Raw genomic sequence first — 5,236 nt, forward strand, 5'->3', positions numbered from 1 at the left:
ATTTATTTAGCAGAAATTCAGATTGCTCAAGATTATCAACGATTGGGGATCGGAAGCCGTTTAATTCACTCTCTTATTGAACAAGCTCAAGTTGATCATCAACAATTATGGCTTAAAGTTCTTAAAACTAATCCCGCTCAATCTCTCTATCAACGATTAGGATTTACCACAGTTGATGAATCCTGTTTTCATTACATCATGAGATGGTTTAATTCAGCCTTCGCTGTACTTCCTAATAATTCTTAAAATAACCATAAGCTTTTGAGAAAATTTGATACTTCAATACTTTTTAACATCACCATGCACTTTCAGTTGTTCTTTGCGATCGCTCTTCTTTGTTCCTCCCGATCACTCTCAACCACCACCTGCATTAATGACAACTGCGCACCGCTCTGCGGATCTCGGAGAGATCGCCACCCTTCCCCATACTGACGTTTTAGTTCAGGCAGAAGGGGCGATCGCTTGTAGTAGGGTTTGATGAGGATGTTACCACAACTCTGAGACCATTTTTCCCAGTCTCGTATTTAACCGTTTGTCCCCTAAATCTAGATATTTAAGTTCTTAAGTTACCCATACTTTCATTTTCTCCTCCTTCTTTCATCATCCTCTTTAATATGATTTTAGTCAATCTTGACTTTTTAGCCTTTTTTTCTTATTCTTAATGAATAAATACTCTTCTATTTTTTAACTTTCATGTGACTAATCCATTAAATTAATTCTAGTATAACCCAGATAGAATAAGTCTTTCAGACTTTTCATTTACTTTCATTTTATCTTACTTTCTTCCTTAATTTTTATTTTTTTTATCTTCATCTCTTTTAATTGTGTTTTCACTTTTCTTTGAATTACTTTATACTTTTTAAAAATATAAGTCCTCTTTTCTTATTTTGTTTTCCTTAATAATTAACTCTATACCCCATTATTACCACCTTTCAGTTTTTTTTCTTTTGTTAACTTATGTGTGAAGAAGGGATAGCCCCCAGACTTCCCACCTCTCCCTGTTACTGAGCGAAGTCGAAGTACACTCCCCACCCTCACTAAACCGAGATTTTTATACCCCCAATTGAAAACTGCTATCAAGTCTAGAGAGGGCTTTTGAGGCAAATCAGCTTGGAAATGAAAACTCACTATAACTTCCTTGTTTTAATAAGCCATAGTTACCCGCACAGATTCTCAAGAAGCATCAATTTCAGCAGATCATTAGGTTATTCTCAGTCTATTTTAAGAATTCATAGTTATTTTTTTAGGTGAATTTATCTATATTCAGTCCTTAAATCGATTGATAAAACTTTGACATGAATCTGAAATTTTTTCCGACAAAAATCCATTCTGTTATCACACTATTGACAGCAGGATCTATCTTAACTTTTTCTTCTGCGGCCTCAGCCTTAACCCTAAAAATTTCTGTCGAAAGCCTTACTCCGACTAATGGAACTCTTTTAACTCCCGTTTGGTTTGGTTTTCATGATGGAGGCTTCGATATTTATGATCGAGATGTATCCTTAGACCTTTTTCCAGGGGTGGAAGCTTTAGTTGAAGATGGTAATAATGGTCCGATTTCTACTGAATTTAGTAATGTAGCTGCAGGTATTGTTCAAGGCTCCATTATCGGACTAGAAGGAGATTTTGCTGGCCCCATTGATCCAGGTGAGATAGCACATTCTATAGTTGATATTGACCCAAATCTAGCTAGCAGTACCTATTTTAGCTATGCATCTATGATTCTTCCTAGTAATGATGCATTTGTCGCTAATGGAAATCCTCTAGCTCACCGTATTTTTAGTGATTCTGGTAAATTTATTGGTGCTGACTTTTTGATCCTTGGTTCTCAAGTTCTTGATGGTGGAACAGAGGTTAATGATGAATTACCTGCTAATACGGCTTTCTTCGGACAAGAATTTCCTGACACTGGTGTTGATGAAAATGGTCTTGTTACCCTTCATCCTGGTTTCAATGCACTAGGAAGTGGTGGCATTTTAGATGATCCCCAATTTGTTAATGCAGACTTTACTGCTTCTGGTTATCAAGTTGCTCGAATTCGTGTAGAAAAGGTTCCTGAACCTAACACTACTATTGGTTTAGTTCTAGTTTTGGGAGGAGTATTTTTCCTCAAGCGTGTTCAACAGACTTCTTCAAAAATTTAAAAGTAATTAAAGAAGGAAATGAACGTACAAAATTAGCGTTTGATCTGTTTATCGTCCCAACAGTACGAAGCTCTAGGTGTAGAATGCACCTCTGAGTTCCAGTCTGGGTATAAGACCCCTTACTTTGAGGAGATTTTCGTTAGCTGGCGTGGGGACAAAAATCATCAATCTAAGGCAGGATAAGCATAGTTTGTCCCCACGCCAGGTAGTCAGGAGGGGTTCAATCCCCTTCTCACTACTAGAACCTATGAATTTTTTTTTATGAAAAAACATCACTTTCAACGCCAACAAATAAAATCATTAGTCGAAAAAATTAGTTCAAAACAAGTAACTGGCACTTTAATAATCAGATTACAAACAAAAGAGGAATTAAACCAGAAAAAATATATTCTAGTCTTAAATAATGGAAAAATAGCCTATGGTGGCTCTTATATTCCAAAAAGGAACGACTTTGTTAAAACCTTAGCTCACAAAGTTGACGGGGTGACAAGAATGCTGCTCAAAAACAAATTAAAATTCGAGAATACGTCCAATTAACTCGCGCTTTAAAAAAGAGCAGAGATAATTGGAAAACTAAAGCCTCAGAAGCAAAAAAAAGAGCAGAGTCGGCTGAACAAAAAATTTCCGAACTTGAAAAAAAATTGAAAAAACTTGACCCTTCATATGACTCTAATTCCTGCGATTCCGAAGAATTATCACCACCGTTATCCCAAAAAGCCCCTCACCATCATTATCAGATTACTACTATCTCTATTGCTGTACAACAATTTATAGATGTGGGGAATAGCTATAGAGGAATCGACAAAACTTTCCGTTTATTTTCTTCATATTTCCCCACTGAAACCTCTCACTATAGTACCATTAAACAGTGGGTTGAACGTCTTGGTTTATATGCCTTAGAATACTATCCAAAAAGACGTGATGATTGGATATATATTCTTGATTTTACTATTGAATGGGGTCAAAAAAAAGCCTTAGTCATTTATGCCCTTTCCCAAGAAGTTTTCCAGACACAAATTCTCCCCTCACGTCGAGGTTTCCGTCCGTCTGATGGACAAATTTTAGCTGTAGAAATAACCAGAACTCCCACAGCTATTTGGGTTCAATCTATTCTTGAATATATTAGTTATCGTTACGGTTTTCCTCGTCAAATCATCTCGGATCATGGTAGCAACCTCAAAAAAGGTATTGAACTCTTCCAAGCTAATCATCCTGAAATTGTCTATACCTATGATGTTACTCATGCTTTAGCCAACTTATTAAAAAAAGAATTATTATTTCCTGATATTTTTCAGAATTTTTTAGAACATTGTCATCATTGCAGACTTCAAACCTTACAAACTGAACTCGCCTTTGCTGCCCCTCCCCGACAACGCTTTCACTCTCGTTTTCTCAACCTAGAAAAATTACTTGATTGGGCTAATCATGTTTTAAATTCTCGTTTCCATATCTTCTTTCAACTTGTTGATCATCAAAATCCAATAAAATTTCGCCAACGTTTACAATATAAATTCTCTTGGCTTTTTTCTTATCAAAATTATCTCCCTTTTTGGCTCTGTCAAATTAAAATGATTCGACTTTTACAAAAACAACTTAAACTTTTTGGCTTAACTTCTTCTTCTAAAGTTCAATTTCAGTCACTTTTATCCAACTTCAATATCCCCACTTTTCTTAACTCCTTTAAGCATCAACTTTTTCTTTATTTACAACAAGAGATACCCAATTCTGACCAGGGTAAGCTCATCTAAAATGGTATAAAATTTACTTGACTCAGAAAGCAAAGTATAGGCGAGGAAAAAAGAGACTTAAAATCAAAAAAACAAAGTACAATTAGGACTCTTGTAATTATGGAATCAGAACATGGCCAACGGGTTTGCAGACCAAAAACAATCTAGTAAAAAAAACACAAAAGGGGAAATATAGCATCTATTGATGAAATCCAAAACAATTTATTAGGCTATGTCAAAGAGTTAGAAGGGTTTTTGAGAGAATTGACCCAGAATCCCTGCAAAAATGCCTACAAAAATGGGTTCAATCTATAATGAATTCAATTCAAGGTGAAATTATCCCCATCGATGGCAAAACATTAAGGGGTTCTTACGATCGCAATAAGGGACAGTCTGCCTTACATACGGTCACAGCGTGGGCATCCCAGCAGCGTCTGGTGTTAGGACAAGTCAAAGTAGAAGACCATTCCAACGAAATCACAGCCATCCCTGCCCTAATCGAACTATTAGACATTACAGGCTCGATCATCACCATTGATGCCATGGGAACTCTTTCCCAGCATTGTCGAACAAATCTGTGAGCGAAAAGCTGACTACATTCTCACCCTCAAAGCTAATCATCCCACTTTATTTTCTCAAGTCCAGCAATGGTTCACCGATACAAGGACTCAAGGTTGGGATGGCATTGATCATGACTACTACAAAACCGTAACCAAGGGTCATCACCGCACCGAGAAACGATACGTTTGGGCTATACCAGTAGCAGCTATGGGAGAACTTTACCAGCAACAACAATGGTCTGGACTACAAACAATTGTTGTAGTCGAACGCATCCGTCACTTGTGGAACAAGACTACCCACGATATTCAGTTTTACCTGACCTCTTTACCTCCCAATGCCCAATTTCTTTGCCATGCTATTCGCACTCATTGGAGCATTGAAAACAATCTTCATTGGACACTTGATGTCACTTTCAGAGAAGATCAATGCCGTATTCGGTCAGAATATAGTCCACAGAACTTCGCGCTTTTAAGACGATTAGCACTTAATGTTCTCCATCAAGAGAAAACATTTAAACGTAGTCTTCGCCAAAAAATGAAGCAAGCTGCTATGAACAACAACTATATGATGACTGTTCTCAATGCCTTCTGTCAAGCCGATTTTAGATGAGCTTACCCTGAGTAAAATACTAATTCCTAATATGAACGGGATCGCCTCTATAGGGCATAAAATAAAAGTAGTCCTCTGGTGGACACCAAGTCACCCTTTTATCCTCATTATCAAGTGTCGATAAATCCTATTTTTAAGTATTCTCACATCTTGCACCAAGAAAAGTTGATATGAGGAACGATGGCTAAAACTCTT

The 5,236-nt window shown here is 36.9% G+C and carries 5 protein-coding genes and 2 pseudogenes; 6 read left to right on the plus strand and 1 reads right to left on the minus strand.

Annotation, left to right across the window (positions count from 1 at the left end; genetic code table 11):
- A partial coding sequence (locus P9B04_RS13760) for a GNAT family N-acetyltransferase (RefSeq protein ID WP_342055559.1) occupies positions 1–246 on the plus strand: 246 nt, incomplete at its 5' end.
- A gap of 25 nt (positions 247–271) precedes the next feature.
- A complete protein-coding gene (locus tag P9B04_RS13765) occupies positions 272–478 on the plus strand; it encodes a hypothetical protein (protein WP_342055560.1) in 207 nt (68 codons plus the stop codon).
- Positions 479–486: 8 nt separating this feature from the next.
- On the opposite strand, the pseudogene P9B04_RS13770 reads toward P9B04_RS13765, so the two are convergent.
- Positions 487–552, minus strand: a pseudogene (locus tag P9B04_RS13770) (hypothetical protein); the annotation flags it as partial.
- A gap of 743 nt (positions 553–1,295) precedes the next feature.
- Here P9B04_RS13770 and P9B04_RS13775 point away from each other — a divergent pair.
- From P9B04_RS13775 to P9B04_RS13790, 4 genes and pseudogenes are all read left to right on the plus strand, one after another.
- Positions 1,296–2,144 carry a spondin domain-containing protein gene (locus P9B04_RS13775; protein WP_342055561.1) on the plus strand — a complete coding sequence of 283 codons (849 nt, stop codon included), beginning with the start codon at positions 1,296–1,298 and terminating at the stop codon, positions 2,142–2,144.
- 261 nt (positions 2,145–2,405) lie between these two features.
- Positions 2,406–2,681 (plus strand): hypothetical protein, encoded by a 276-nt coding sequence (locus P9B04_RS13780; protein WP_342055562.1) that lies wholly within the window; start codon positions 2,406–2,408, stop codon positions 2,679–2,681.
- A gap of 104 nt (positions 2,682–2,785) precedes the next feature.
- Complete coding sequence (locus tag P9B04_RS13785; RefSeq protein ID WP_342055563.1) at positions 2,786–3,892, plus strand: hypothetical protein; 1,107 nt, start codon at positions 2,786–2,788, stop codon at positions 3,890–3,892.
- Positions 3,893–4,004: 112 nt separating this feature from the next.
- A pseudogene (locus tag P9B04_RS13790) lies at positions 4,005–5,041 on the plus strand (ISAs1 family transposase).
- The last annotated feature ends 195 nt before the right edge of the window (positions 5,042–5,236 follow it).

Source organism: Crocosphaera sp. Alani8 (assembly GCF_038442745.1).
GTDB lineage: Bacteria > Cyanobacteriota > Cyanobacteriia > Cyanobacteriales > Microcystaceae > Crocosphaera.

Coding starts and splice junctions, on each gene's coding strand:
- P9B04_RS13775 (WP_342055561.1), top strand. CDS start 1,296: ATGAATCTGAAATTTTTTCCGACAAAAATCCATTCTGTTATCACACTA.
- P9B04_RS13780 (WP_342055562.1), top strand. CDS start 2,406: ATGAAAAAACATCACTTTCAACGCCAACAAATAAAATCATTAGTCGAA.